Source organism: Bradyrhizobium dasycarpum, from assembly GCF_042019905.1.
In the GTDB taxonomy this organism is placed as follows: domain Bacteria; phylum Pseudomonadota; class Alphaproteobacteria; order Rhizobiales; family Xanthobacteraceae; genus Bradyrhizobium; species Bradyrhizobium japonicum_B.
The window spans coordinates 543299-567703 of the sequence record NZ_CP169574.1 but is presented as its reverse complement, the minus strand read 5'-3'; the positions used below and the strand labels follow the sequence as shown (position 1 = coordinate 567703).

General features: G+C 63.7%; 22 protein-coding genes, 1 tRNA gene and 4 pseudogenes. 8 read left to right on the top strand and 19 right to left on the bottom strand.

Annotation, left to right across the window (positions count from 1 at the left end; all coding sequences use genetic code 11):
• Positions 1-76: 76 nt before the first annotated feature.
• The gene (gene nifK / locus ACETMP_RS02815; protein ID WP_028137119.1) at positions 77-1636 is read right to left on the bottom strand and encodes a nitrogenase molybdenum-iron protein subunit beta; all 1560 of its coding nucleotides are present in this window, start codon (positions 1634-1636) and stop codon (positions 77-79) included.
• An 82-nt stretch (positions 1637-1718) separates the two neighbouring features.
• Complete coding sequence (nifD, locus tag ACETMP_RS02810) at positions 1719-3221, bottom strand: nitrogenase molybdenum-iron protein alpha chain (protein WP_375159826.1); 1503 nt, start codon at positions 3219-3221, stop codon at positions 1719-1721.
• A gap of 353 nt (positions 3222-3574) precedes the next feature.
• Between nifD and ACETMP_RS02805 the strand changes: the two genes are divergently transcribed.
• On the top strand, positions 3575-4027 hold the full coding sequence (locus tag ACETMP_RS02805) for a SufE family protein (RefSeq protein ID WP_375159825.1): 453 nt from the start codon (positions 3575-3577) through the stop codon (positions 4025-4027).
• 14 nt (positions 4028-4041) lie between these two features.
• Here ACETMP_RS02805 and ACETMP_RS02800 read toward each other — a convergent pair whose 3' ends face one another.
• From ACETMP_RS02800 to nifA, 7 genes and pseudogenes are all read right to left on the bottom strand, one after another.
• Positions 4042-4395 (bottom strand): nitrogen fixation protein NifZ, encoded by a 354-nt coding sequence (locus tag ACETMP_RS02800; protein ID WP_375159824.1) that lies wholly within the window; start codon positions 4393-4395, stop codon positions 4042-4044.
• The gene (locus ACETMP_RS02795; RefSeq protein ID WP_375159823.1) at positions 4392-5633 is read right to left on the bottom strand and encodes a cysteine desulfurase; all 1242 of its coding nucleotides are present in this window, start codon (positions 5631-5633) and stop codon (positions 4392-4394) included. Before ACETMP_RS02795 ends, ACETMP_RS02800 begins: the two co-directional genes overlap by 4 nt.
• Before the next feature lie 4 nt (positions 5634-5637).
• A pseudogene (gene sufD / locus ACETMP_RS02790) lies at positions 5638-6958 on the bottom strand (Fe-S cluster assembly protein SufD).
• A 4-nt stretch (positions 6959-6962) separates the two neighbouring features.
• Positions 6963-7721, bottom strand: coding sequence for a Fe-S cluster assembly ATPase SufC (sufC, locus tag ACETMP_RS02785; RefSeq protein WP_375159822.1), 759 nt, complete (start codon positions 7719-7721; stop codon positions 6963-6965).
• Positions 7722-7755: 34 nt separating this feature from the next.
• Complete coding sequence (gene sufB / locus ACETMP_RS02780) at positions 7756-9252, bottom strand: Fe-S cluster assembly protein SufB (protein ID WP_375159821.1); 1497 nt, start codon at positions 9250-9252, stop codon at positions 7756-7758.
• Positions 9253-9304: 52 nt separating this feature from the next.
• Positions 9305-9499, bottom strand: a complete 195-nt coding sequence (locus tag ACETMP_RS02775) for a 4Fe-4S dicluster domain-containing protein (RefSeq protein WP_028137126.1) — start codon at positions 9497-9499, stop codon at positions 9305-9307.
• Between the two features lie 144 nt (positions 9500-9643).
• Positions 9644-11379 (bottom strand): annotated as a pseudogene (gene nifA, locus ACETMP_RS02770) (nif-specific transcriptional activator NifA).
• Between the two features lie 93 nt (positions 11380-11472).
• Between nifA and ACETMP_RS02765 the strand changes: the two are divergent.
• Positions 11473-11634 carry a hypothetical protein gene (locus ACETMP_RS02765; RefSeq protein WP_375159820.1) on the top strand — a complete coding sequence of 54 codons (162 nt, stop codon included), beginning with the start codon at positions 11473-11475 and terminating at the stop codon, positions 11632-11634.
• On the opposite strand, the gene ACETMP_RS02760 is transcribed toward ACETMP_RS02765, so the two are convergent.
• Complete coding sequence (locus ACETMP_RS02760; RefSeq protein WP_375161824.1) at positions 11635-12474, bottom strand: SDR family NAD(P)-dependent oxidoreductase; 840 nt, start codon at positions 12472-12474, stop codon at positions 11635-11637. It lies immediately after the preceding gene.
• A gap of 323 nt (positions 12475-12797) precedes the next feature.
• Between ACETMP_RS02760 and ACETMP_RS02755 the strand changes: the two are divergent.
• Positions 12798-13635: pseudogene (locus ACETMP_RS02755) on the top strand (xanthine dehydrogenase).
• A gap of 354 nt (positions 13636-13989) precedes the next feature.
• On the opposite strand, the gene ACETMP_RS02750 reads toward ACETMP_RS02755, so the two are convergent.
• The 3 genes from ACETMP_RS02750 to ACETMP_RS02740 form a co-directional block, all read right to left on the bottom strand.
• Positions 13990-14063 (bottom strand) — tRNA-Gly (locus tag ACETMP_RS02750).
• A 341-nt stretch (positions 14064-14404) separates the two neighbouring features.
• The gene (locus ACETMP_RS02745) at positions 14405-14608 is read right to left on the bottom strand and encodes a hypothetical protein (RefSeq protein ID WP_028137145.1); all 204 of its coding nucleotides are present in this window, start codon (positions 14606-14608) and stop codon (positions 14405-14407) included.
• A 25-nt stretch (positions 14609-14633) separates the two neighbouring features.
• Positions 14634-14819 (bottom strand): hypothetical protein, encoded by a 186-nt coding sequence (locus ACETMP_RS02740; RefSeq protein WP_257180603.1) that lies wholly within the window; start codon positions 14817-14819, stop codon positions 14634-14636.
• Positions 14820-15019: 200 nt separating this feature from the next.
• Here ACETMP_RS02740 and ACETMP_RS02735 point away from each other — a divergent pair, with 200 nt between their 5' ends.
• The gene (locus ACETMP_RS02735) at positions 15020-15394 is read left to right on the top strand and encodes a YciI family protein (protein ID WP_028137147.1); all 375 of its coding nucleotides are present in this window, start codon (positions 15020-15022) and stop codon (positions 15392-15394) included.
• Here ACETMP_RS02735 and ACETMP_RS02730 read toward each other — a convergent pair.
• Positions 15361-15954: a TMEM175 family protein gene (locus ACETMP_RS02730; protein WP_375161823.1), complete on the bottom strand. Its 594-nt coding sequence runs from the start codon at positions 15952-15954 to the stop codon at positions 15361-15363. The genes ACETMP_RS02735 and ACETMP_RS02730 overlap by 34 nt on opposite strands.
• Before the next feature lie 122 nt (positions 15955-16076).
• Between ACETMP_RS02730 and ACETMP_RS02725 the strand changes: the two genes are divergently transcribed.
• Positions 16077-18134, top strand: coding sequence for an ATP-dependent helicase (locus tag ACETMP_RS02725; protein WP_375159819.1), 2058 nt, complete (start codon positions 16077-16079; stop codon positions 18132-18134).
• A gap of 128 nt (positions 18135-18262) precedes the next feature.
• Here the strand turns inward: ACETMP_RS02725 and ACETMP_RS02720 are convergent, their stop codons facing one another.
• The 3 genes from ACETMP_RS02720 to ACETMP_RS02710 form a co-directional block, all read right to left on the bottom strand.
• On the bottom strand, positions 18263-18511 hold the full coding sequence (locus ACETMP_RS02720) for a hypothetical protein (protein ID WP_375159818.1): 249 nt from the start codon (positions 18509-18511) through the stop codon (positions 18263-18265).
• 13 nt (positions 18512-18524) lie between these two features.
• On the bottom strand, positions 18525-19601 hold the full coding sequence (locus ACETMP_RS02715; RefSeq protein ID WP_375159817.1) for a nicotinate phosphoribosyltransferase: 1077 nt from the start codon (positions 19599-19601) through the stop codon (positions 18525-18527).
• A gap of 122 nt (positions 19602-19723) precedes the next feature.
• Positions 19724-20308, bottom strand: coding sequence for a phosphoribosyltransferase (locus ACETMP_RS02710; RefSeq protein WP_375159816.1), 585 nt, complete (start codon positions 20306-20308; stop codon positions 19724-19726).
• Between the two features lie 101 nt (positions 20309-20409).
• Here ACETMP_RS02710 and ACETMP_RS02705 point away from each other — a divergent pair, with 101 nt between their 5' ends.
• Positions 20410-21477, top strand: coding sequence for a hypothetical protein (locus ACETMP_RS02705; protein WP_375159815.1), 1068 nt, complete (start codon positions 20410-20412; stop codon positions 21475-21477).
• A gap of 103 nt (positions 21478-21580) precedes the next feature.
• Here ACETMP_RS02705 and ACETMP_RS02700 read toward each other — a convergent pair whose 3' ends face one another.
• Both ACETMP_RS02700 and ACETMP_RS02695 read right to left on the bottom strand, forming a co-directional pair.
• Positions 21581-22471 (bottom strand): ribose-phosphate diphosphokinase, encoded by an 891-nt coding sequence (locus ACETMP_RS02700; RefSeq protein ID WP_375159814.1) that lies wholly within the window; start codon positions 22469-22471, stop codon positions 21581-21583.
• Positions 22472-22551: 80 nt separating this feature from the next.
• The gene (locus ACETMP_RS02695; protein ID WP_375159813.1) at positions 22552-23118 is read right to left on the bottom strand and encodes an HPF/RaiA family ribosome-associated protein; all 567 of its coding nucleotides are present in this window, start codon (positions 23116-23118) and stop codon (positions 22552-22554) included.
• Between the two features lie 171 nt (positions 23119-23289).
• Here ACETMP_RS02695 and ACETMP_RS02690 point away from each other — a divergent pair.
• Together ACETMP_RS02690 and ACETMP_RS02685 are read left to right on the top strand one after the other, a co-directional pair.
• A pseudogene (locus tag ACETMP_RS02690) lies at positions 23290-23717 on the top strand (DUF2267 domain-containing protein).
• An 18-nt stretch (positions 23718-23735) separates the two neighbouring features.
• Positions 23736-24401 carry a dienelactone hydrolase family protein gene (locus ACETMP_RS02685; protein ID WP_375159812.1) on the top strand — a complete coding sequence of 222 codons (666 nt, stop codon included), beginning with the start codon at positions 23736-23738 and terminating at the stop codon, positions 24399-24401.
• Positions 24402-24405 lie beyond the last annotated feature (4 nt).

The following is a 24405-nucleotide window of genomic DNA, read 5'->3' as shown; positions in this document are numbered from 1 at the left end:
CCCCGCAGTCTCGATCGCAGGCTGGACGTGTCGCCTGCCGCCGCCGTTTTCGGGCGACGGCAGACTTTTCGCGGCATCAACGGATGATGTCGAAGCTGTAGTCGGTCTTGGCGGGAACGTTGGTATTCTTGTCGATCTCGTCGAAGATCTTGTCGAGGATCTTCACCAGCACGTTCATGCCGCCCTGATAGCCCCACACCGGATAGCGGTGGTGATGGTGGCGATCGAACACCGGGAAGCCGATGCGGATCAGCGGCGTGCCGGTGTCGCGTTCCAGGTACTTGCCGTAGGTGTTGCCGATCAGGAAATCGACCGGCTCGGTGAACAGCAGCGAGCGCATGTGCCAGAGGTCCTTGCCCGGATAGGCATGGCAGTTCTTGCCGAACGGCGAGCTGGCGAACAGCCCTTCCATCTTCTCGGCCCAGGCCTTGTTGCCGTTGGTGGACAGCACATGGGTCGGTTCGGCGCCGAGCTCGAGCAGGAAGGCGGCCAGCCCGTAGCAGAGGTCCGGATCGCCGTAGATCGCGAACTTCTTGCCGTGGATATGCGCGCTCGAATCGGCCATGGCGTCGACGAGACGGCCGCGCTCCTGTTCCAGCGCCTTTGCAATCGGCTTGCCCGTGATGCGCGAGAGCGTCATCAGGAAATCATCGGTGGCACTGACGCCAACGGGATGGTTGAAGGCCGCGACTTCGTGGCCATGTCCCTCGATGAAGGGGAGCGTCTTCTCGGTGCAATATTGCTGCATCGAGATGGTGGCCTTGGCGTGGATCGCGTTCGCGGCGTCCTCCAGCGTGGTGCCGCCGTCGTACATGCGGAACTCGCCGTCGGTCGGCGTGTCGAACACGTCGCTGTTGTCGGCGAGTATCGTGTATTCGATCCCCATCAGCTCGAAGATGCGCTTGATCTCGCGGATGTTGCCGACAGTGTAGCCGTCGAAACCGCCGATGAAGTTGATCTTGCCGTTCTCCTTGCGCTCGAGCTTCGGTGCGGTGCCGGCCTTGCCATCCCAGAAGTGCTCCAGGATGCCCTTGAGGGCGTTGTCGTAGCCGGTCACGTGGCTGCCGACGAAGGCCGGCGTATGGGCGAAGGGAACATCGTACGCGTCGGGAACCGAGCCCTTCTCCTTCGCCGTCTTGATGAAGGCATTGAGGTCGTCGCCGATCACCTCCGCCATGCAGGTGGTGGAGACGGCGATCATCTTCGGCTTGTACATGTTGTAGGTGTTGGCAAGCCCATCGATCATGTTGTTCAGGCCACCGAACACGGCCGCATCTTCCGTCATCGACGAGGAAACGCAGGAGCTCGGCTCCTTGAAGTGCCGCGACAGATGGCTGCGGTAATAGGCGACGCAGCCCTGCGAGCCGTGCACGAAGGGCAGCGTGCCTTCGAACCCGACGGCGACGAACACGGCGCCCAGCGGCTGGCAGGCCTTGGCCGGGTTCACCGTCAGCGCTTCGCGGGCGAAGTTCTTCTCGCGGTATTCGGGCGTCTTGGCCCACTCCCTGATCCGCTCGACCTCCGCGGGATCGTGCGGATTCTCGAACAGGGCCTTCTTATTGGCCAGCATCTGCTGGTATTCAGGTCCCCGGAACAGCTCGAAGTGATCGAGCACGTGTTCGGCATTCTGTGTCATCGTGGCACCCTTGTTGGATTCGTGTTCGATCGCCTGTCTCCGGCTCTTCGTCGAAGGAAGAAGAGCCGGACCTCAGCCTCTGTCATTCCGCCGCCATCAGGCTCGGCCGCGGGGCATCCTTCCAGGGTGCCTTGGTCTTCTTCCAGATCGGGGAGTTGATCGCCATGTCCATGTCGCGCGCGAAGATCGCGAAGCCGTCATAGCCGTGATAGGGACCCGAATAATCCCAGGAGTGCATCTGCCGGAACGGCACACCCATCTTCTGGAAGACGTACTTCTCCTTGATGCCGGAGCCGACGAGATCGGGCTGGATCTTCTCGACGAAGCGCTCGAACTCGTAGCCGGTGACATCGTCGTAGATCAGCGTGCCGTCCTTGACGTAGTGCTGGGCGGTGCGCTGGTAGTCGTCGTTGTGACCGAACTCGTAGCCGGTGCCGACCACCTCCATGCCGAGGTCCTCATAGGCACCGATGACGTGGCGGGGACGCAGTCCGCCGACGAACAGCATCACCGTCTTGCCTTCGAGGCGCGGACGATACTTGGCGATCACCGCGTCCATCAGCGGCTGGTACTTGGCGATGACGCGCTCGGCGCCTTCCTTGATCTTGTCGTCGAAGAAGCTGGCGATCTTGCGCAGCGATTCCGCGATCTTGGAGGGACCGAAGAAGTTGTACTCGCACCAAGGAATGCCGAACTTCTCCTCCATGTGACGGGAGATGTAGTTCATCGAGCGGTAGCAGTGCAGGACGTTGAGCTTCGCCTTGGGCGTCGCTTCCAGCTCGGCGAGACTGCCGTCGCCCGACCATTGTGCGATCACGCGCAGGCCCATCTCCTCGAGCAGGATGCGCGAGGACCAGGCGTCGCCGCCGATGTTGTAGTCGCCGATGATCGCGACGTCATAAGGCGTGGATTCGAACGCGGGCTTGGCCTCCGGGGAGACCTTGTCGAAGATCCAGTCGCGAACGGCATCGTTGGCGATGTGGTGGCCGAGCGACTGCGAGACGCCACGGAAGCCTTCGCAGCGCACCGGAACGATGGTCTTGCCGCCATACTCCTTCGACTTCACCTTCGACACGGCCTCGATGTCGTCCCCGATCAGGCCGATCGGGCATTCCGACTGGATGGTGATGCCGTGGTTGAGCGGGAACAGGTCCTGGATCTCGTCGATGATCTTGGCGAGCTTCTTGTCGCCGCCGAACACGATGTCCTTTTCCTGGAAATCGGAGGTGAACTGCATGGTGACGAAGGTGTCGATGCCCGTCGTTCCGATGTAGTAGTTGCGCCGCGCGGCCCAGGAATATTGGCCGCAGCCGACCGGGCCGTGGCTGATGTGGATCATGTCCTTGATCGGACCCCACACCACGCCCTTGGAGCCGGCATAGGCGCAGCCGCGAATCGTCATCACGCCGGGGATGGATTTCAGGTTCGACTTGACGCCGCAATCTGACTTGCCGGCCTCGTGCACATTGAGGTGCTTGGCGCGGCGCTTTGCGGTTTTCTCCGGATAGACCTTCAAGACTTCGTCGATCAGTTGCTTGTTGCGGGCCTTGATCTCCGCGACGCTCTGGGTGGTTGCTAGGCTCATGCGAGTATCCCTCGGTTATCCCTGTGTGAACGATCGGACGCCTCAACCGGCGCGCCGCTCTCGCGATCTCTTCCGCGAGGTCGCCTTGCACATGGACTTTTGCAACCAGTGTGCCAGCGCATATCGAAGACAAAAAGTGAAGCGATTGGAGGCAGATAGCCGCGCGGCTGGCCATTGTTGCAAATCCGACATCGCATCATGTCGACATGTGCATGCGCGCAAGGCTGTTCGAAACAAAACAATGCGCGCCGTCGCCAGACGGCATCGACCATGCATTTTCTCGCAGGACAGCGTCGATCCGCCCTGCGGTATGGGGCTTGCTTGATGCGTCTCACCAATGCATCGAGGCGATCATGCAGCTTGAAACGAACTCTCGGCCAACGCCGATCGACGACATCATTGAGAACTTCTCCCTGCTCGAGGAATGGGACGACCGCTATCGCTACGTGATCGAGCTGGGCCGCAAGCTGACGCCCTTTCCGGACGAGCACCGCACCGACGCCAACAAGGTGCAGGGCTGCGTCAGCCAGGTCTGGCTGGCGACAACGATCGAGCACCGGGACGGGCGGCCGGTCCTCACCTTTGCCGGCGACAGCGATGCTCACATCGTCCGCGGCCTGGTCGCGATCCTGATCGCGCTGCTGTCGGGACGGCCGGCCGCGGAGATCTCAGGCGAAAATCCATTGGCGCTGTTCGAGCGGCTCGGGCTCGGCGCGCACCTGACACCGCAGCGTTCGAACGGCTTCCGATCGATGGTGTCGCGGATGCGAGCGGACGCAACCGCCGTGCTGGCTGAAGCGAGGTGATATTCGGCGGAGCTTCAGGCCGCGTCGAACGCGGTCCCCATCCGCGACATCTCGCGGCCCCGCATGATGACGAACACCGACCGGGCCGTGAATTCGACCGTGTAGTAGACCTCGCCGAGAAAGCGCCAGCTCTCGCGCACAAGGCCCTTGTCGCCGGGATGCACCAGGGGCTCGCCGATGTCCTTATGCGGATACATGCCGTCGTTCCTGATCAGCGCCGTGGCGCGGATCGGCTCGCCGACCGAGAACTCGCCGCCAAGACGCCGTTCCATGTTCCGCGCCGTCCGGCGGCGATGGGCATCGCAGACGATGCGGGCAACGGGCCGTGGCTTGACGCGAAGGGACCTGGTGACGATCTTCTCGGTCATGAGAACAGCTCCTGCGCCCGGATCAAGGCTTCGGCCAGCGCGTCGACCTCCTCCATGGTGTTGTAGAGCGCAAACGAGGCACGGCAGGTCGCGGTCACGCCGAAGCGGTCGAGCAGCGGCATCGCGCAATGGGTGCCGGCGCGCACCGCGATACCGGCACGATCAATCACGGTCGCGAAGTCGTGGGCGTGGCCGTTCTTCATCTCGAACGACACGAGCGCGCCCTTGTCGGCGGCCGTCCCGATGATCCGCAGCGAGTTGATTCCACGCAATCGTTCCTGCGCATGGGCCAAAAGCCCGCTCTCATGCCTGCGGATCCGCTCCTTGCCGATCGATTCGACGTAGTCGATGGCGGCCCCGAGGCCGATGGCCTGCACGATCGGCGGCGTGCCTGCTTCGAAGCGGTGTGGCGGCTCGCCATAGGTGACGACGTCACGCGAGACCTCGCGGATCATCTCGCCGCCGCCATTGAAGGGAGGCATTGCCGCCAGATGCTCGTATTTGCCGTAGAGCGCGCCAATGCCGGTCGGTCCGTACAATTTGTGCCCGGTGACGACGTAGAAGTCGCAGCCAATATCGCGGACGTCGACATCCATGTGCACCGCGGCCTGCGAACCGTCGACCAGGACGGGAATTCCGCGCGCATGTGCCAGCCGAACGACCTCCTTGACCGGCACGACGCTGCCGAGCACGTTCGACATCTGCGTGATCGCGACCAGCCTGGTCTTCGCGTTCAAGAGCTTCTCGAACTCGTCGATGAGAAAATTGCCCTCGTCGTCGACCGGCGCCCATCGGATCACGGCTCCCTGCCGTTCGCGCAGGAAATGCCAAGGCACGATATTGGCGTGATGCTCCATGATCGAAAGCACGATCTCGTCGCCCTCGCCGATCCTTTCGCGGCCGAAGGTCTGGGCCACCAGATTGATCGCCTCCGTGGCACCGCGGGTGAAGATTATCTCCTCGCGTCGCTCGGCATTGAGGAACTTCGCGACCTTGTCGCGCGCCCCCTCGTATGCCTCGGTGGCGGCATTGGCGAGATAATGCAGGCCGCGATGCACGTTGGCGTATTCGCTGCTGTAGGCCTCGGTCAGCCGGTCGAGCACGGCCTTCGGCTTCTGCGCCGAAGCCGCGTTGTCCAGATAGACCAGCGGGCGGCCGTGGACCTGCATCGACAGGATCGGGAAATCCCGGCGAACGCGACCAACGTCATAACTTCCATTGCTCACCGCCGGATGCATGGGATCAATCCCGTCCCTTGAGCCAGGCCAGCATCGTCCGCGAGAGCGCTTCGCGCAGATCATCGCGCGCGACGGCGTCGATCACTTCTCCGACGAAAGCCTGGATCAACAGTGCCTCGGCCTCCTTTTTTCGGAATGCCGCGCGCCATCAGATAGAACTTCAGCTGGTCGTCCAATGCGCCGGTGGTGGTGCCGTGGCCGCACTGCACGTCGTCTGCGAAGATCTCCAGTTCCGGCTTGCAATTGGCGACGGCCTCGTCCGACAGAAGCAGCGCTCGTGCCATCATCTTGGCGTCGGTCTGTTGCGCACCCGGTTGCACCGTGATCCTGCCCTGGAACACGGCTCTCGCCTCCTCGTCGACCACCGCCTTGAAGACCTCGCGGCTCTGCGATCCGGCCGCGACATGATCGACGATCAGCGTGGTGTCTGCGTGCTGGCGTCCGGCCAGAAGGCTCGACTGGTGCACGCTGGCCGTGGTCCCCTCGCCCGCGAGCCGCAGGAATTGCTGGTTGCGCACCACGGCGCCGCCGGTCGTGAAACCGCACTCGCGGTACTCCGCACCCGCGCCGATCGAAGCCTCGAGCGTCGCGATGTGCAGCGCAGCCGCGCCTTCGCCGGTGATCTTGACGTGGTCCAGGCGGGCCTTGTCGCCGACGTCCACATGGAAGGCCGCATAGACCTGGTAGTCGGAGCGATCCGGGCCTTCATGCGTCTCGACCAGCGTGAGGGCCGCGCCGCTGCCGAGCTCCAGCCGTGATCGCGTGAACATTGCGGCGGGTGCACCGCCCGTGGTCACGAAGACGAGATGGATCGGCCGCTCCACGACGACATCCGGGGCGACCGCGATCACGACGCCGCCGGCGGCGAATGCGATGTTGAGGGATGCGACCGGATCGGCCCCGGCCATGTCGAGCGGAAACACCATCTCGTCCGCGGCAAGCGCCTCGGCGGTCGCGCGAATGGTGACGCCGGATTCGAGGTTCGAGAGATCGGAGAGCTCGGGCACGAAGGCGCCGTCGACGATCAGGAGCCGGCGCACATCGAGACCGGCGAAGACCGCGCCGGCGTCGCGGGCGGCGGTCCTGGCGACCGAATCGGGAGGAGGCGCCAGCGGCTTGGCATCGCGCACCAGACGCCGCAAGTCGGTATATTTCCAGGCCTCGACACGGGAGTTCGGCAGCCCCTGCCCCACGAAACGGTCGAAGGCATCACGCCGGAGAGCCTCGGTGCTCTCGCCGCCGGGCAGGCTCTGCCGCGCAGCCGCGAACAGATCGGCGAAGCCGATCTCGGCGGCGGTCTTCACTGGGCGGATCTCGGCATTCATGGGATCACGCCGCTTCGTTCTGATATTGCGCGTAGCCTGTCGCTTCGAGTTCGAGCGCCAGCTCCTTGCCGCCGGTCTTCACGATGCGGCCCGCCGACAGCACATGCACGACATCGGGCACGATGTAGTCGAGCAGTCTCTGATAGTGCGTGATCACGATCATGCCGCGATCGGCAGCACGCAAACGATTGACTCCGTCGGCGACGATGCGCAGCGCATCGATATCGAGGCCTGAATCGGTCTCGTCCAGCACGCACAGCTTCGGCTCCAGCAGTGCCATCTGAAGCGTCTCGTTGCGCTTCTTCTCGCCGCCGGAGAAGCCGACATTGAGCGGGCGCTTCAGCATCTCGGGGTCGATGCTCAGCTGCCTGGCGAGCTCGCGCACCCGCTTCAGCACGTCGGGCGACGACAGCTCCTCCTCGCCGCGCTTCCTGCGCTGGGCGTTGAGCGCCGTGCGCAGGAATGTCATCGTGGCGACACCGGGGATTTCGAGCGGATATTGAAAGGCCAGGAACAGCCCCTTGGCGGCGCGCTCGTCGGGGTCCAAGGCGAGCAGATCCTCGCCGTTGAAGAAGACCTCACCGCCGGTGATGTCGTAGCCCGGCTTGCCGGAGAGCACATAGGACAGCGTCGACTTGCCGGCGCCGTTGGGACCCATGATGGCGTGGACCTCGCCCTTGTTCACGGTGAGGTCGAGCCCGTTGAGGATCTGGCGGCCGTCGATCTCGGCCTTCAATCCACGGATGTCGAGGAGTGCCGTCATCACGTTTCTTCCTGCCTGTTGGTCCCAAGGATGGTCATCCGACGCTTCCTTCGAGCGAGATCGAGATCAGCTTCTGCGCTTCCACCGCGAACTCCATCGGCAGCTGCTGCAGCACGTCCTTGACGAAGCCGTTGACGACGAGGCCGACCGCCTCTTCCTGGCTGAGCCCGCGCTGGATGCAGTAGAACAGCACGTCCTCGGAGATCTTCGAGGTGGTTGCTTCGTGCTCGAACGTCGCCGAGGAATTCTTGGCCTCGATGTACGGCACGGTGTGCGCGCCGCATTTGTCGCCGATCAGCAGCGAATCGCAGGCCGTGAAGTTGCGCGCGCCGGTCGCCTTGCGATGCGCGGTGACGAGACCGCGATAGGTGTTCTGCGACCTGCCGGCGGCGATGCCCTTGGAGATGATCCGGCTCGACGTGTTCTTGCCGAGATGGATCATCTTGGTGCCGCTGTCGACCTGCTGGAAGCCGTTCGAGATCGCGATCGAGTAGAACTCGCCGCGCGAATTGTCGCCGCGCAGGATGCAGCTCGGATATTTCCAGGTGATCGCAGAGCCCGTCTCGACCTGGGTCCAGGAGATCTTGGAATTGGCACCGCGGCAATCGCCACGCTTGGTGACGAAATTGTAGATGCCGCCCTTGCCTTCGGAATTGCCGGGGTACCAGTTCTGCACCGTCGAATATTTGATCTCGGCATCGTCATGCGCGACGAGCTCGACCACGGCAGCGTGCAGCTGGTTCTCGTCGCGCTGCGGCGCGGTGCAGCCTTCGAGGTAGCTGACGTAGGAGCCCTTGTCGGCGATGATCAGCGTGCGCTCGAACTGGCCGGTGTTGCGCTCGTTGATGCGGAAATAGGTCGACAGCTCCATCGGGCAGCGCACGCCGGGCGGCACGTAGACGAACGAGCCGTCGGAGAACACCGCCGAGTTCAAGGTCGCATAGAAATTGTCCGAAGTCGGCACCACCGAGCCCAGGTACTTCTGCACCAATTCAGGATGCTCGCGGATCGCCTCCGAGATCGGCATGAAGATCACGCCGGCCTTCTTCAGCTCGGCCTTGAACGTGGTCGCGACCGAGACCGGATCGAACACAGCATCGACCGCGATCTTGCGGCGGGCGGGATCCTCCTCGCCCGGCTTGGGCTCGACGCCTTCGAGCATGGCGACTTCCCGCAAGGGGATGCCGAGCTTCTCGTAGGTCTTCAGGATCTCCGGATCGATCTCGTCGAGCGAGGTGACCGTCTTCTTCGGCTTCGGCGCCGCGTAGTAGTAGAGGTCCTGGAAGTCGATCCTGGGATAGTCGACGCGCGCCCAGGTCGGCTCGGCCATGGTCAGCCAGCGCCGATAGGCCTCGAGCCGCCACTGCAGCATCCAGGCGGGCTCGTTCTTCTTCTGCGAGATGAACTTGACGGTGTCTTCCGACAGCCCCTTCGGGGCCTTGTCGGACTCGATCAGGGTCTCAAACCCATAACGATACTGGTCGACGTCGATGCCGCGAACCCGTTCAATGGTCTCTTGAACCGCCGCCATCTATCGCTCCGCCACCCGAGGAGATTTCGTCGCCTGCGTCATCGCTCTGCCCTCAGGCTGGAATGCAGGTGTCGGGCACCGGACAGACGACCGCGCATTGTGCCGTGTCGAAATGCCCCTCACACTCGGTGCACTTCTTCGGGTCGATCACGTACATGTCACGCTTGAGACTGATGGCGGCGTTCGGGCACTCGAATTCACATGCGCCGCATACCGTGCATTGCGAGGCGACGATCTTGTAGGCCATGTGTCTCGACTCCTTGAGCAGGTGATGCCGTCGGACATCTCCCTTTCAAGCGTCGTGCCAACCGTGAAGCGTAGGAAATTCAACGACTATTTGCGCAAGTCCGGTTGTCGTGGGCCCGACATGTCGCATCTGCGACAGTCGTCGTCAGAGACGCTTGACCTCGATGCCGTACTTCTTCAGCGCGTATCCGATCTGCCGCGGCGTGAGGCCCAGCAGGCGTGCCGCCTTGGCCTGGACCCAGCCTGACTTCTCCATTGCCGCAACAACGCGATCCCGATCGGCCACGCTCCCGGCCGGCAAAGCGGCCGCAGCATTCGACGCCGGTGCCGCAGCCTCGGCAGCCGGCGGAAAGCCGGTCGCAGCGGCCTCGCGCGGAGCGGCTGGAAGCGGGGAAAGCGGCACGATCGGCAGCGAGCGCTGCTGCGTGCTCTCGGATCTGCCGTTCCACAACATGGCCGACAGGCACTGACTATGACAGCATGCAAAGTCATTCCTGACGATTTCCGGGCCCGGCGCCAGCGTCGCCGTTCGCTGCACGCAATTCTCCAGCTCCCGCACGTTGCCGGGGAAGCCACAGCTCATCAGAACCTCGATCGCGTGCCGATCGAAGCTCAGCGCGCGGCCGTTTTCACTGTTGAAGTTCTTGAGGAACTCGTTGGCCAGCAGCGGAATGTCGCTGCGCCGCTCGCGCAGCGGCGGCAGCACCATCGGCACCACGCTGATCCGGTAATAGAGGTCGGCGCGGAACTCGTTCCGCGCGACCGCTTCTTCCAGGTTGCGGTTGGTCGCGGCGATGACGCGGACATCGACCTTGATGGTCTGGTTGCCGCCGACGCGCTCGAATTCCTGCTCCTGCAGCACTCGAAGGAGCTTGGCCTGGAACGAGGCCGAAATCTCGCCGATCTCGTCCAGGAACAGGGTGCCCTTGTCGGCGAGCTCGAACCTGCCCTTGCGCGAATTCAGCGCGCCGGTAAAGGCCCCTTTTCGTGGCCGAACAGCTCGGATTCCAGCACCGATTCCGGCAGAGCCGCGCAGTTGATCTTGATGAACGGGCGCTTGGCTCGCGGCGACAGCTCGTGAATGGCCTTCGCGATCAGCTCCTTGCCGGTGCCGGATTCGCCGCGCAGCAGCACCGTCGAGTTCGACTTGGCCACGACCGCAATCTTCTCGAGCAGCCCGCGCAGCGCTGCGCTGTCGCCGATGATGCCTTCGACGTGAACCCTGCGGCGATCGCGCGCCGGCTTGAGCTCGGAGAGCTCCTTCTGAAGGCGATAGCTCTCATGCATCAGCCGTTCGCGGTCCTGCGCGACGACGCGGTGCAATTTCACGGTCTGCCCGACCAGATTGGCGACCATCGTCAGCAGGCGCACGTCGGAATCGAGCCGGTACATCGATCGCTCGTCCCAAACCCGATCGATCGTCAGCGTACCGACGACCTTGGCATCGATGCGGATCGGAACGCCGATGAACGACACGCGCGTCGTCTCCGAGGCTCCGAGAGCCTTCACATCCATCGGACCGAAGGCCGGATGGGTGGCGATGTTCTCCGCGACCAGCGGCATCGCGGTCGCGACGACCTGGTCGACGGCCTTCTGCGGCAACCGCTCGCGATAGCGTTCGTCGCTGCCCTCGCTCCAACCGGCGCCAACCGCGAGATCGGGAATGCCGTCATCGGCGAGCAGCGCAACGACGCCATGACGCATCTGGAGAAACGATTGCAGGAGGTTCACGACGTTGGCGAGCGTAGTCTCCAGCCGTGTCGGCGCCGTCAGTATCTTGGATATCTCGAAAATGCCGGTCAGCGCGATCTCATTCAGCGGCACGATCGGCGCGGTCTGATCCGCCGGCGGACGTTCAACCAATGGAACAGCATTCAGCATCACGGAATCTCCGTTGCCCGTTTCATCCTCCCCGCCGCACTCTTTGGAATTTGTCGTATTGTCATTCATGTCGTGTCGGGAGTCGCGCTCAAGTTGTCAGCATCGCTGCAAAAAGATTCCGTCGCGCTTGCACGCTTTGTCATCCGCCCCGTGGAATTTGCCGTCGGAATGGGCGTCACGCGCGAAAGCGGGTTGGCCGCATTGATCCAGCGCAAGTCGGCAAAGTTTCTTTGGCGATCGACGCCTGCCGCTTGATCACACGTGCTGACCTCCGTTGATCGGTACTTCCGCACCTGTGACGTAGCTGGCCGCATCCGAGCACAGGAAGAAGATCACCTTGGCGACCTCGTCGGGCGTACCGACACGATGCAACGGGATGATGGGCGCCAGCTGCGCTTCGGTCTCCGGCGACAGGATGTCCGTCTTGATTTCCCCAGGAGCAATCGCATTCACGCGAATTCCGAACTGCGCGTAGTCGTGCGCCATCTCGCGGGTCAGACACGCAAGGGCTGCCTTCGACGTCGCATAGGCGCTGCCGGCAAACGGATGCACCCGGGAACCCACGATCGACGTGACGTTGACGATCGAGCCGGACGCCAGCTTCAATTCCTCGACCAGGCCCTGGGCGAACAGGACCGGCGCGAGCAGGTTGACGTGGAAGACGCTCATCCAGGTCTCGACCGGTGTCGTCAGCGAGTTCAACCGGCTGCCGTCGGCGGCCTTGGGCGAGATGCCGGCATTGTTGATCAGCGCATGCAGCGGCTGGCCGTCGAGTCGCTCCTTGATCTCCGCGACCGCGCGCGGCAACGCGCGATGGTCGCTCAACTCGACCTGAACGTGGCTGTCCGCTCCCGAATCCCACGGGCAACGCTCGCCATCGAACGGCTGCCGCGAGCAGGTGATGATCCGCCAGCCGGCTTCGGAGAACAACTTTCCCGTGGCGTGACCGATTCCCCGCGACGCACCGGTCAATAGGAGCGTTTTCCGCTCGCCGTGCTGTGCGCGCGACTTGTCGCCGTGAAACGGGCACAGCGCGATATCGGGGACGGACGTATCGCCCGGCGCCCCGTCGCGGTCCAGCAGATCGAGCGTCACGCAAATCTCCTCACGCGCCGCGGCGGGCGCCACACGATGACAACAGGAGCAACTTTGCAGGATTTGGGCCACGCATTGCCGGCAAATCATTGTGGTTTCTGGGGTCCGGTGTCCGCTTCGCGACACGTTGAAAGATTTGCAACAGGGCAGCGTTGCGTTTCGGACCAAGCAGCGCCGTCCCGGTGCGCTCCTTGTTCCTGAACGTTGATCGGCAGTTGAGCGCTGTTTTTCAATCGTTCCAAATGGCCCGCCTCTTGCTCATCCCGTCCCGACGTTCATTCGCGCCCTGTCGTACTGCACTTTTCCAGCAAGAGCGGTTTCAAATGCCCCAGCCGAACGACCAACGACTCTTTGCCGTCATCCTCGGCACCAATGAGATCGCATCCGCTGTCGGCCTCCGACTCGTGCGCGCCGGCTATAGCGTGGTGCTGTCGCATGATCCGGATCCGCCGGTGATCCGCCGCAAGATGGCCTTCCACGACGCGCTTTTCACCGACACCGCGCGACTTCGAGGACGTCGTCGCCGAACGCGCCGACGACGGCATGCAGGTCTACCAGGCCCTGCGCCGGCCGGTGCGAGTCCTGGTCACCTGGCTCGGCCTGCTCGACCTTCTTCCCGTCCGCCAAATCGACCTCCTCATCGATGCGCGTCTTCAGAAGCGTCGGATCACGCCCGACCTCAGACGGCTGGCCCGGCTGACGATCGGCCTCGGCCCCGGGTTCTCGTCGAACTTCAATTGCGACCTCGCTGTGGAGACACGCCCGGGCAGGATCGGACCCGTCGCCGAACAGCGCTGGACAGACCCGGCCGACGGCGTTGCCGGCACCCTGGGCGATGTCGGAGCGGAACGCTTTGTCTATTCGCGGTTGGCGGGGCGCTGGCACACACCGATCGAGATCGGTGCCCGCGTCTACAAGGATGTCGTGCTCGGCCACCTCTCCGGCGTACCGGTGCTCGCGCCCCGCGACGGCATCCTGCGCGGCATCGCCCGCGACGGCAGCGAAATTCCGGCCGGCGTCAAGCTGCTGGAGATCGACCCACGCGGCCGCGACGCCCAATGGACCGGCACGGACCACCGCGGCCGTGCCATCGCCGACGCCACCATCGCCGCCGTCAGGCTCCACACCGCGCGACGCATCACGCAACGGAATCCGGCATGATCGTCTGTTCCTGCAACATCATCAGCGATCACGATATCAGGGTCGCGCTCGTTTCGACCGGCGACGAGCTGTGCTCGGCCGCACAGGTCTACGATTGCCTGGGCTGCACGGTCAGGTGCGGACGATGCTCGCATTCGGTGAAGCGGATTCTGGAAGAGCGGCCGGCCCCGAGGTCGATGGTCCTCGACCAAAGCGATCGCGCACGACCTGCATCACGACGAGGCCAAGCATGACGCGCGGATCAAGCGCGTCAAGAAGCGCGAAGCGGACGGCCAAGACGTGGATGCTTGTCGGAATGGATTCAGCCGCCCAGTCGAAACGGAGATTGGCAAGTCCATAAGCCATTGAAAAGGCTGGAGCGGGTGAAGGGAATCGAACCCTCGTATTCAGCTTGGAAGGCTGCTGCTCTACCATTGAGCTACACCCGCGTTACCGGCTCCCTAACACGGCCGGGCGGCAGTCTCAACTGCCGAGGACGCCGCTTTCCGGCCTGTCCTCGGCCCTGCGAATCGCCCTGGTTCCTTCCGGACCGCCGCCCCCTTAACAGCGGCGGCAAGGCCGCCTATATTGGGATCTTCCGCAACCAACGAAAGGAGGTGATCCAGTGTCTTTTACCAAGCGCTGTCACCTCGCTGGGATCGCCCGCTAAGCTCCGAGTAGAGGCTTGGCATCGGGGCGCTCTCAGCCCTGGACCAGCGAGCGAGAATCGGGCGCGACGGGGTTTCCCCGCCGCGCCTTTTTCTTGGCGCTCGTTGGAAAGCTCGTTCGGTCAGCCCGTGCGAAGCCGCTCGCGCAACGCGACGGCCGCGATCGATATGCCGACACACCAGGCTATGACTGCCCGGTGCGGTTCCCCGCCGAGCACCATTGTGGCGATGCTCGCGAGCAGGCACGGCGCAATGGCCTTGCCGTTGCGGCTCACGAGCGAGACCAGAAACGGCATCGCCGCGATCGATATCTGCAGGACGTCCATGGTAGGCAGACGGTAGCCGGAAGCTTCAGAAGCCGCAGACGTTGGTGGCGCGCGGACGCTTGCCGCGCCGGCTTTCCACGATGCGCTCGCCGCCGTTCTCGGCCGAGCTGCCGTAATAGCGGTGATGGCCGCTCTGATCATGCAGATCGGCCGTCTCCGATGGTTTGGCGCGACGTGCGTCGCAAATGATCCTGGTGTTGTGACCCGACATTGCCGCCTCCAGCAAAAAGCTTGTTGTTTATGGTCCATCAGTCGCGACCGCTTCCGGCCACGTTCACGCGGCAAAGGACGCAATCGGGTTTCAGGACGGTTTCGTCGCTTGCGGGCGGCGCAATATTTTGCTTCGGGATTGTCGGCACCGCCTGCGGTGCAACGTCCTTGGGGTCTGTGCAGAAAAACAACGAGGTGACGATGCTTTACGCCATCCTGGCCTATCACGTGGAAGACGAAGTCATGTCCTGGACGCCGGAGCAGGACGCCGCCGTCGTGGCCAAAGTCATCGAGGTTCAAGCACCGCTCAGGGAAAGCGGCCAGTTTGGACCGGCAGCCCGTCTTGACGAGACCCGAAAGGCCCGGACTCTGCGTGGCCCCGGTGCAGGCATGGTGCTGGACGGGCCGTTTGCCGAGACCAAAGAGCAGCTTCTGGGCTTTCATTTGATGCAATGCGCCACAGAGGAGGAGGCGATCGCCGCGGCGCGGAAGCTGCGGGCGGTCAATCCGACCGCGGTCTACGAAATCCGCCCGGTCAAGCTTTACGTGCCGGCCGACGGGTTCGGCGCGACGTAAAAGCGCTGGATCAGCAGCCCGCCAAACGCGACGAACCACACGAAGGGCGCGAAATGCGGCGCGAACGCCGCAACGATCGTACCCGGAATGAACACGGCAACCGGAAACAGGGACGCCATGATCTCGCGGCCCCAGCCGCGCAGGATCGTCCACCACAGCAAGGCATTGAGGCCGGCGATCGTGGTCAAATGCAGGCCGTAGAGCACTGCCACGGCGCTGCTCGTGGCGTGATTGGTATAGAGGCCGTTGGTCACCGGCAGCAGCACGATCGAGAGCAGAAAAAACAGGTTGAGGACGACCATGCCCCGGCTGCCGACGGGCTGGCGTGCCAGTCGGCGGTGATGGCTGATCCAGAACACGCCGGCGATGATGAAGCTGAGCGCAAAGCCGGCAAGCTTGCCGGAATAGACCCGCGCCAGATCATTCCAGTCGGGCGCGCCGCTGAACACCGCGGCCTTGGGCAGATCGTAGGCCAGCAACGTCATGGCGACACCGAAAATGGTGTTGCTGAGCGACTCCAGCCGCCGCATCTCGAACTGTTCGGGCTTGAGCTCGGTCATCTCGGCCATGGGTCGCGGGAACTTCGGGCTGTCTTTCCCCTAAATCCTAAAGCCGGTTTCGTCCAGCTGCATTGCGATTCGCGCTGGGATGGCCGACTCTCGGCCTTTCACCGGGGCGATTCGTGGCGACATATCTGGACACGCTCAATGCGGAGCAGCGCCGCGCCGTCGAGCATGGCGTGGCCGATGGTGCGACATTGGGTGCCCCCCTGCTCGTCATCGCCGGCGCCGGCTCGGGCAAGACCAATACCCTGGCCCACCGCGTCGCGCATCTGATCGTTGCCGGCGCCGATCCGCGGCGCATCCTCTTGATGACGTTTTCCCGCCGCGCGGCAGCCGAGATGGCCGGCCGGGTCGAGCGCATCGCCCGCAAGGTGCTCGGCGAGAACAACGCCGCGATCATGCGCGATGCGCTGACCTGGGCCGGCACCTTCCACGGCATGGGGGCGCGGCTGCTGCGCGAATATGCCGAGCGGATCGGCGTCGATCCCGCCTTCACCATCCACGACCGCGAGGATTCCGCCGACCTGATGAACCTGGTCCGGCACGAGCGCGGCCTGTCCAGGACCGAGAGCCGCTTTCCCGCCAAGGGCACCTGCCTGTCGATCTACTCGCGCTGCGTCAACGCGGAGATGGAGATCGAGAAGGTGCTCGGCCAACATTATCCCTGGTGCGCGGGCTGGGCCGCCGAGCTGAAGGGCCTGTTCGCGGCCTATGTCGAGGCCAAGCAGGCCCAGCACGTGCTCGATTACGACGACCTGCTGCTGTACTGGTCGCAGATGATGAGCGATGCGCTGATCGCCGAGGAGATCGGCGGCCGCTTCGACCACGTGCTGGTCGACGAATACCAGGACACCAACCGCCTGCAATCCTCGATCCTCCTGGCGCTCAAGCCCGACGGGCGCGGACTGACTGTTGTCGGCGACGATGCCCAGTCGATCTACTCGTTCCGCGCCGCCACCGTGCGCAACATCCTGGACTTTCCGCAGCGCTTCTCGCCCCGCGCGGAGATGATCACGCTCGACCGCAACTACCGCTCGACCCAGGCCGTGCTGGCCGCGGCCAACGGCGTGATTGGTCTTGCACGCGAGCGCTTCACCAAGAACCTGTGGACCGACCGCATCGCGGGGCGGAAGCCGCAGCTCGTCACCGTGCACGACGAGGCCGACCAGGCACGCTACATCGTCGAGGAGGTGCTGGCGAACCGCGAGCAAGGCGCGCTGCTCAAGCAGCAGGCGGTGCTGTTCCGCACCTCCTCGCATTCCGGCCCGCTCGAGATCGAGCTGACCCGCCGCAACATCCCCTTCGTCAAGTTCGGCGGGCTGAAATTCCTCGATGCCGTGCACGTCAAAGACGTGCTGGCGCTGCTGCGCTTTGCCGAAAATCCGCGCGATCGCGTCGCCGGTTTCCGCATCCTGCATCTGCTGCCGGGCGTGGGCCCCGCGACCGCGCAGCGCGTGCTCGACCAGATGGCGGAGAGCACCGATCCGCTTCATACGCTCGGCCAGCTTCCGGTGCCGGCGCGCACCGGGGCGGACTGGACCGACTTCGTCCGCACGGTGGCGAACCTGCGCTATTCGGAATGGCCTGTCGATCTCGAGCGCGTGCGGCTTTGGTACGAGCCGCATCTCGATCGCATCCACGAGGATTCGGAGACGCGCCGCGCCGACCTGATGCAGCTCGAGCAGATCGCGAGCGGCTATGCCAGCCGCGAGAAATTCCTGACCGAGCTCACGCTCGATCCGCCGGATGCGACCAGCGACAAATCAGGTCCGCCCTTGCGCGACGAGGATTATCTGATCCTCTCCACCATCCACTCGGCCAAAGGCCAGGAGTGGAAATCGGTGTTCGTGCTCAACGTCGTCGACGGCTGCATGCCCTCCGATCTCGGCGCCGGCACCAGCGCCGAATTGGAAGAGGAGCGCCGCCTGCTCTATGTCGCGATGACGCGCGCCAAGGACGACCTGCACCTCGTGGTGCCGCAGCGCTTCTTCACCCACGGCCAGGCCGCCAAGGGCGACCGCCACGTCTACGCCTCGCGCACCCGCTTCATCCCGGAGCAGCTGGTCTACCTGTTCGAGCGCACCGCCTGGCCGAAGGCCGCCGCAGGCGCTGCGCGCAGCGCGGCGCAGGGTCCGAAGATCGACATCGGCGCGCGGATGCGCGGGATGTGGCGGTAGACGGCGCCCTTGCGCGACCGCTTCGTCCGGTTTCAGTTAAACGATGCGGCGGGGCCGCTGCCGATCCCGGGCAGCTAGCACACCGGGCGTTCGCCTTGATGCTGATCAGACGGACTTGCAGCAGAGGCTTACTTCGTCCTCAAATCGACAGCGGCTGCCAATTGCTGGAGCGAGGCCGCCACGTGGACCGGATAGGACGCGCCGCTGCGAAGGCCCTCAAACCCCCTCGGCAATCGCTCCAACTGCATCCGTGCGTAGGCGCGGATGTCCTCGAGCGACGGCCGATGCCCGACCGGGCGCCCCTGTTGCATGACAGGGACGATCAGGGTCTCCCCTTCGTGATCGTCGTCTTCTGTCGACAGCACATCCGACGCCATATGGCCGTCGGGATCATAGCGACGCCACACCTGCTTGCGGCCGGGCCAGGTCGCCTTGCCGGTCGAGCGTTTCCGCCGCGGCACGCCCGAATATTCCTGCAGCTTGTAGGCGCAATCGAGGGCCGGTTACGTCGGACGACGTCGCCAGGCTGGTGCCGATCCCGATGCCATCGATCGGGGCCGCCTCGCGGGCAAAGGACAATAGCGTCTCTTCCTCAATGCCGCCGCTGGCGAAGATAGTCACGTCCTTCAGACCGCCCTCATCGAGGATCCGCCGCACACTTTTCGAGAGCGCCACCAGATCCCCGCTGTCGATCCGCACCCCGCGGATCGCAATTCCGAGTGCCCGCAGCCGCGGGGCCAAGGTCACTACTTTCCTGGCCGCAACCTCAGTGTCGTATGTGTCAATCAACAGCACGAGGTCCTTCGGGCGCGCCCGTGCAAACGCCTCAAAGGCGGCCGTCTCGTCGTCGAATGACTGGATGAACGCGTGCGCCATCGTGCCGTAGGTCGGAATCCCGAAGCATTTTTCCGCGAGAACAGTCGCAGTCCCGGCAAAGCCACCGATATAGCTGGCTCGCGCAGCCAGAAGACCGGCTTCGGCGCCATGGGCCCGGCGCAGCCCGAAGTCAACCAGCAGCTTGCCCGGTGCGAGCAGCGCCATGCGGGCGGCCTTGGACGCAATCAGCGACTGGAAATGCAACACGTTGATCAGCCGGGTTTCGAGAAGCTGAGCTTCGGGGAGCGGCGCCGTGACGCGGAGGATCGGTTCGTTGGCGAAGAACACCGTGCCTTCGGGCATAGCATGAACGTCGCCGCTGAATTGGAAATCGGAGAGATAGTCGATCAGGCGCGCGCTGAACCTGCCGCTGCGGATGAGCCAGCTCAATTCGTCATCGGAAAAGCGCAGACCTTGGAGGAACTCCAGCGCCTGCTCGAGCCCTGCCGCCATCAGGAAATTGCGCTGCGGCGGAAGCTTGCGGACGAAGAACTCGAAGACCGCGGTCCCGGTCTGGCCCGCCTCCAGGTAGGCCTGCACCATGTTCAACTGGTACAGATCGGTCAGGAGTGCGCTTGGCGACCTGTCCATGCCAATCCCGGAAATTCTCGTCCCCCGGCAACCTGAGAGCTCATGAGGTTGATGCCGTCGTCTTCTTGGCCGGGAACCGCTTCAGGATTGCGACGACTTCGTCATCGCTGACCTGGCTGAAATCACGGTAGTAGTAGCCGATTGCGCCAAAGTCCCGCGGCGTGTCCAGGCAAACGATTGCGTCGACCTCTGCGTGCAGCCGCTGCAGCGTCCTCGAGAGGCGCCACCGGTACTGCGAGGATCAATTCCTTTGGCCCCCGATTTCGCAGCGCCCGGATCGCTGCGAGGGTCGTCGCGCCTGTCGCAATACCGTCGTCGACGATGATCGCGACCTGTCCCTTGACGTCGGACCGGGCGCGATTGCCCAGATAGCGTTCGCGTCGCCTGTCGATCTCGACAAGCTCCTCCTTGCAGATGGCGTCGAACGTCTCCTCGCTCACGCCGGTCAAATCGATGATGTCCTGGTTGCGAACGATGACGGGCTGCTCCCCGTCCACGACCGCGCCCATCGCAAGTTCCGGCTGCATGGGCGCACCAATCTTGCGCACCAGAACCAAATCGAGGGGCGCTTCCAACCGTTCCGCCACCTCCGCCGCCACGGGAACGCCGCCGCGCGGCAATGCCAGGATTACGGGATGGCGGTTCTTGTACTTCACCAAAGCCCTGGCCAATTGATGGCCCGCATCGTCTCTATTTTGAAACAGCATACCGGTGAATCCGCGTGAATTTGAAGCAGACTATTGCTCCGGTGACCGCGATCGTTGATCGGTGTCAAACCGCCTTCGGCGTCGTTTGGCAATAGATTGTCATGCTGGAGCGCCAGAACGAATTTTCAATCGACGATGCCGAGAACGACAGCATCTCTGCCCTGGCCCGCAAGGTCGCCTTCCTAAGCCAGCCTGGCAGCTACAGCCCCGTTCCTGATCACGTTCAGGCGCGCGAGACCCACATGTCGTGGGTCTTCATGAACGGCGGGCGGGTCTACAAGCTCAAGAAACCGGTCTGCTTTCCCTATCTCGACTTCTCGACGCTGGCCCGCCGCAGGGCCGCATGCCTGGCGGAGGCCAGCCTCAACCGCCGGCTTGCGCGTGACGTGTATATCGGCGTCGTTCCGCTGACCGAGACGGCGTTGGGATACACGATCGGCGGCTCCGGTCCGGTAGCCGACTGGCTTGTCGTGATGCGCCGGCTGAACGAGGAGGAAACGCTTGAGGCCATGCTGCGCAACGGCACCGCGCGCCAGACCGAGGCCGGGCAGCTCGCAGCGGTGCTTGACCGCTTCTATTCGCATACCGCCCGGATCCTGGTCGCGCCCGAGACCTATGTGGCTTCTCTGTACGAAGCCGCGGCCCTGGATTGGCAAATTTTGCTCAACCAGCGCTTCGGCTTGCCGCGTGGGACGATCTTGCACATTGCCTGCGCCCAACGGCGATTTCTCGAACGGAACGCCCGCGTGTTCGCCGACCGGGTCTCCCGACGATTCATCGTCGACGGTCATGGTGACCTGAGACCGGAGCACATCTGGCTGACGCCACCCCATCCCATCATCGACTGTCTCGAGTTCAATTCCCGTTTGCGGGCCAGCGATGCCCTGGACGAGATCGCATTTCTGCATCTGGAATGTGAGAGGCTCAGCGGCCGATGGTTCGGTGATGCGATCCGCCGGCGACTGGCACGGACGCTGCACGATGACCACAGGAGCGGCATATTCCTGTTCTATCGGATTGGCCGCGCGATGCTGAGGGCGCGCTTGTCCATCGCGCATTTGTTCGATGCGCACCCGCGTACGCCCGAGAAATGGCCCCGCCTCGCGCGCGCCTATCTCGCCCTCGCCGAAGCCGATACAAGACAGCTCAAGCGGCTGCTTGCCCGATGAACGAAGCAAGGCTTTATCAAGCCTGGTACATCAACAGTTCAGCCAGAGATTCTGTTCTGATGCAGCCGCCTGATGGCTTCGGCCAGCAGCGGAGCTGCCGAGATCACCTCAAGCTTGGCAAGCACCGGTCCCGGAGGAGTCGGAATGGCGGAACGGTGTCCGTAGCGACGATGCGATCGATCGAGGCATCCGCGAGTGCCGTTTCGGCTCCCGGCATGAACAGGCCGTGAGCCACGCAGGCAATGACGTTTCTTGCACCATGGGCCCGCGCCGCCTTTGCCGCACGGACCAGGGTTCCCCCACTGCTGATCAGGTCGTCGACCACGACACAGAATGCATCCGTCACGTCACCGGCAAACAGATCGCCGGACACCCGGCCCGAGCTGCGATGCTTCTCGACGAAAGCCTTTCCGATTGGCCTCTGCAACGCCTTCTCGAGTGCCTCGCGCAGCAGATCGGCTCGCTTTCCGCCACCCAGATCCGGCGACACGACGCTGATTGCCGCATCGCCCGCGATCGACCTGATCTTCTCGATCAGCAATGGCGCCGTGGTGAGAGCAACGGAAGGACAGCGAAAGGCATTCTCGAAGGCGGCTTCGTTGTGCACGTCCAGCGTCACGATCCTGTCGGTCCCGACCGCCTCGAACAGAGACGCCAGATAGCGGATGGTCACAGGATCGTTCTCCTTGGTTCGGCGATCCTTTCGCGCATAGCAGAGATATGGCGTGACCGCGGTCACGCTGGCGGCACCCGCATCCTTCAGTGCGCCGATCAAGAACAGCAGGCGGCAAAGCTTGTCGTTCGGACTCTCGACGGGGCCACCGTGAAGACTGTGAACGACATAGACGTCGCAGCCGGCCACCGTATCCAGCGGACGGACTTTGTGCTCGCCGTCTTCAAAGCTGCGCTCTTCGTGGGCAGCCAGCGTGCAGCCCAACGACCTCGCGATGCGCTCGCCAAGCTCGGAGCTTCCGTCCAGGGCGAACAGGCGCAACCGATCGCTCCGCGCCGAAGTCGCTCGAGGCATCCAGCTGCTATCCATCCCAGGCACTCCATCATTCGGTGATGCAGCACCTACGTTCGCAGGCTGTGCTTGCTCAGAACCTTGACCGTGCTCGCCTGAGGTCCCTTCTCTCCGGCCTCCTCAACAAAGCTGACACGCGAGCCGACGGCGATGTTCGCGCGACCTTCCACGACACTGTTACAGTTGAAGTAAATCTCCTGGCCGTCGACCCCTTCCAGGAAGCCGAACCCGCCGCTGGGATCGATACGCACGACCGTTCCCACCGGCTCACCTTCGTGGAGCTTGGTCTGGCCATGCATGACGCGCACCTGGTCCTGCAGCCGCCGCCGTGCGCGCTTGAAGGCATCGTCGATCGCAAAGGTCAGATCGGCGTACCGTTCGTCCTCCATGGGCGTCCGTCCGACATTGACCTCGCGCCCTTCGGGAAGGACGAGCCGGATGCTGACCTGATATTGGCCGCCCGTCTTGTGACGATCACCAGGGCCCCTCACGATGATGCGCCCCGCTGTGGCCCGACCGTAGCGCTTTTCCAGCTCGGCGATGTGCCCCTCGATCGCAGCCTGCAGCTTCGGGGACGGCGTCACGTGCTCGAATTCGATTTGGGCCGGGGTCTGCATGGTTGCGCTCCTCCTGTCAGACGGCCGATCTGAGCATACGGCGCGCCCACGGCTTTGCGCGAAATCAATCCGATCCGATCCAGGGATCCATGGAACTTTGCGGCACGTCAAAGCACGTCAGCCTGGGCCTGCAAATAATTCACAATCTGTCTCTGATCCGGGAGCGATATCATGAGCACGTCCACGGGTGTGACTGCGCTGGACCATTCGATCCAGGAAACGAATGTTTGGCTCAAGGCCATCGACGAGCAGCTGGCCCTGGAGAACCGTCACCAGGCCTACAATGCATTGCGGGCTGTCCTGCATGCGTTGCGCGATCGCCTGCCGCCAGAAGTCGCCGTCAAGCTCGGGCGCAGCTGCCGATCCTGGTGCGCGGCATCTACTACGAAGGCTGGCATATGGCGGCAACCCCGACCAAGGAACGGCACATCGAGGAGTTTGCGGCACATGTCGCCAGGGAGCTTCCGCCGCAGTTCCCCATCACCGCGCTCGGCGCAGCCCGCGGCGTTTACGAAGTGCTGTGGGAGAAGCTGGATCCCGGCGAATTCGAGAAGTTGATGGCCCATCTCCCGGCGCCACTCAAAAACCTCCAGGGTTGATCAGACCGGGAGCGGTCCATGAAACGCGATCAATCGCTCGACGTCCTCATTCCGCCGCTAGGATTGGCGGGAACGTTGACGCTGCCGGAAAATCCCCGTGGCCTTGTTGTGTTTGCACATGGCAGCGGCTCGAGCCGGTTCAGCACCCGGAATATCGCGGTCGCACAGGGGCTGAACGCACGCCGCTTCGCGACGCTGCTGTTTGATCTTCTCACGCCGCAGGAGGAATGCGACCGCGCCAACGTCTTCAATGTCGGAATGCTCGGCAAACGGCTGGTCGCAGCCGTCGACTGGCTTCAAGGTCTAGAACCTGCGGTGGCCTGCCTGCCTGTCGGATTGTTCGGCGCCAGTACCGGCGCGGCGGCCGCCCTTATCGCGGCGGCTCAGTTGCCTGACCGAATTGCCGCGGTGGTCTCGCGTGGCGGACGGCCGGACCTGGCCGGCGAGGCCCTGCCGCATGTCCGTGCGCCGACCCTGTTGATCGTCGGCGGCGCCGATGTCGGCGTGATCGAGCTCAATGAGGAGGCGCGCGGCTGGCTTGGCGGGCCGACGGCGTTGGAAATCATTCCAGGTGCAACGCACCTGTTTCCCGAGCCGGGCGCCATGGACGCGGTCATCGAGCATGCCAGCCGATGGTTTGAGCGCTATTTGCAGACGCCGACGTCGGTCCGCGCCGCGAGCTAGGAGA

Excerpts from the sequence above, each read along its gene's own strand:
- nifK (WP_028137119.1), bottom strand. The coding sequence starts at position 1,636 with ATGACACAGAATGCCGAACACGTGCTCGATCACTTCGAGCTGTTCCGG.
- nifD (WP_375159826.1), bottom strand. The coding sequence starts at position 3,221 with ATGAGCCTAGCAACCACCCAGAGCGTCGCGGAGATCAAGGCCCGCAAC.
- ACETMP_RS02805 (WP_375159825.1), top strand. The coding sequence starts at position 3,575 with ATGCAGCTTGAAACGAACTCTCGGCCAACGCCGATCGACGACATCATT.
- ACETMP_RS02800 (WP_375159824.1), bottom strand. The coding sequence starts at position 4,395 with ATGACCGAGAAGATCGTCACCAGGTCCCTTCGCGTCAAGCCACGGCCC.
- ACETMP_RS02795 (WP_375159823.1), bottom strand. The coding sequence starts at position 5,633 with ATGCATCCGGCGGTGAGCAATGGAAGTTATGACGTTGGTCGCGTTCGC.
- sufC (WP_375159822.1), bottom strand. The coding sequence starts at position 7,721 with ATGACGGCACTCCTCGACATCCGTGGATTGAAGGCCGAGATCGACGGC.
- sufB (WP_375159821.1), bottom strand. The coding sequence starts at position 9,252 with ATGGCGGCGGTTCAAGAGACCATTGAACGGGTTCGCGGCATCGACGTC.
- ACETMP_RS02775 (WP_028137126.1), bottom strand. The coding sequence starts at position 9,499 with ATGGCCTACAAGATCGTCGCCTCGCAATGCACGGTATGCGGCGCATGT.
- ACETMP_RS02745 (WP_028137145.1), bottom strand. The coding sequence starts at position 14,608 with ATGGACGTCCTGCAGATATCGATCGCGGCGATGCCGTTTCTGGTCTCG.
- ACETMP_RS02740 (WP_257180603.1), bottom strand. The coding sequence starts at position 14,819 with ATGTCGGGTCACAACACCAGGATCATTTGCGACGCACGTCGCGCCAAA.
- ACETMP_RS02735 (WP_028137147.1), top strand. The coding sequence starts at position 15,020 with ATGCTTTACGCCATCCTGGCCTATCACGTGGAAGACGAAGTCATGTCC.
- ACETMP_RS02730 (WP_375161823.1), bottom strand. The coding sequence starts at position 15,954 with ATGACCGAGCTCAAGCCCGAACAGTTCGAGATGCGGCGGCTGGAGTCG.
- ACETMP_RS02720 (WP_375159818.1), bottom strand. The coding sequence starts at position 18,511 with ATGGCGTCGGATGTGCTGTCGACAGAAGACGACGATCACGAAGGGGAG.
- ACETMP_RS02715 (WP_375159817.1), bottom strand. The coding sequence starts at position 19,601 with ATGGACAGGTCGCCAAGCGCACTCCTGACCGATCTGTACCAGTTGAAC.
- ACETMP_RS02710 (WP_375159816.1), bottom strand. The coding sequence starts at position 20,308 with ATGCTGTTTCAAAATAGAGACGATGCGGGCCATCAATTGGCCAGGGCT.
- ACETMP_RS02705 (WP_375159815.1), top strand. The coding sequence starts at position 20,410 with ATGCTGGAGCGCCAGAACGAATTTTCAATCGACGATGCCGAGAACGAC.
- ACETMP_RS02695 (WP_375159813.1), bottom strand. The coding sequence starts at position 23,118 with ATGCAGACCCCGGCCCAAATCGAATTCGAGCACGTGACGCCGTCCCCG.
- ACETMP_RS02685 (WP_375159812.1), top strand. The coding sequence starts at position 23,736 with ATGAAACGCGATCAATCGCTCGACGTCCTCATTCCGCCGCTAGGATTG.